This is a genomic window from Micromonospora sp. LOL_024, assembly GCF_048060415.1.
Taxonomy (GTDB): Bacteria; Actinomycetota; Actinomycetes; order Mycobacteriales; family Micromonosporaceae; genus Micromonospora.
In genome coordinates this window covers 1-1,483 of sequence record NZ_JBHMIS010000123.1, presented here as the reverse complement: position 1 = coordinate 1,483, position 1,483 = coordinate 1, and the positions used below count along the sequence as shown (strand labels likewise).

General features: G+C 68.8%; 1 protein-coding gene. It reads right to left on the bottom strand.

What is annotated here, in order from left to right:
- Window positions 1-1,289, bottom strand: a 1,289-nt coding sequence (locus ACFHWY_RS28445; RefSeq protein ID WP_416583320.1) for an IS701 family transposase, incomplete at its 3' end; no start/stop codon positions are given.
- Between the last annotated feature and the right edge of the window lie 194 nt (window positions 1,290-1,483).

Genomic DNA, 1,483 nt, shown 5'->3' with positions numbered 1-1,483 from the left:
AGGGCGTAGTCCCTGTTCAGTCGGGTGCGTTGGTGGAACCAGCGTGCGCGGGCTTGGTGACGGCGTCGCCAGGTGAGCCAGTGCGTGTCGTGGCCGGGCGGTTTCGGGTGTTGGAGGGCGGTGGCGAGTAGTCGCTTGACCTCGGGGACGGTCAGCGGGATCAGTCCGGGCTCGGGTGGTGGCTGCTGGTCGGGTGTGTTTGGCGGTGGCGCCTGGGTGTCGGTGCGGTCGGCGAGGTGGGCGGCGGTGACCGCGCAGACGGCGAGGGCGGTCATGACCAGCACGGTATGCCGTGCGATCGCGGTGTGCAGGCGGGCCTGGCACTGGTCCAGGCCGAAGTGGTCCTTGCCGAACTCGAAGTCCTCCTCGACTGGCCAGCGCAGTCCGGCGGCGCGGATCAGCTTCGTCTTGGTCGCCGTCTGCCCCTCGGGCACATAGCAGTAGTGAAAGGCCAGGTCACCGCTGCGCAGATGACGACGCACGAGCAGATGGTGGCGGGGGGAGGCGGTGGCGATCCACGCCCACGCGTACCAGCGTTGTCCCTTCGACCCGGTACCGGCCGAGCGGATCTCCCACCGCTGCTTGTCCCGGACCAGCAGCGTGACAGCCTGCGCGCAGGTCAGCTTCGCCTGGGAGGGAAGCTCGATCATGAAGGTGGAGGCGACTCGCAGCACGTACGCCTGCCCCTGTTGCTCGAAGAACTCCCGCAACGGGGTGCAGTTGCCGTACACCTCGTCACCGCAGGCGACGTCGAAACGCAGGCCGTCGGCGAACGCATCAGCGCAGATATCGATGGCCAACTGGCCTTTCGTGCGGAACCGCAGGTCAGCGGGTAGCCCCATCGCGGCGGCAGTGTCCGCGTCGTCGATCTGCTCGGCGGGGATCCACTGACGCGCCCCGATCAACGCGTGCCCCACCTTCTCCCGCACATACGACAGGTGCACGGTGTTGATTCCGTTCGCGACCCTGCCCGCGCACCCCATGTACTGCCGCTTCACCCCACACGTCGCGACGCCTTGCTTCGGCTGGCCCGTCTCGTCCAACGCCCCGACGACCAGGCCACGACGCCGCCGACGCGCGGCCGCCGCGTCCAGACCAGCGGCGGCGAACCGCCGAACCTGACTCATCGCGGCCGTCGTGTCCCACACCGCCCGGTTCAACAGCCGCTGCGTGCGGTCCGGCGTGGCGTCCCCGACCTGCTCAGCGATGCTCCACCCGTTGCGCTTGGGCACCTGGCTCGCCAGCGCCGACACGTACCGGCCCGCGTGCTGCCACGTCTGCGTCCGCACGAAACACGACCGCATGGCCTCCAACAACTCGGCCCGTGCCCGCACCGCACGCCCAGCCGCTACCCTGGCAGCAGCAGCCGCCTGCGATCTTGTAGTTCTCACAAACACATGATCAACAGGCGGCTGCGTCCACTTCACACACCCCCACCACCGCATCCCGCCAGGTCAGACCGCCAATGGCGGCTGCCGTACTA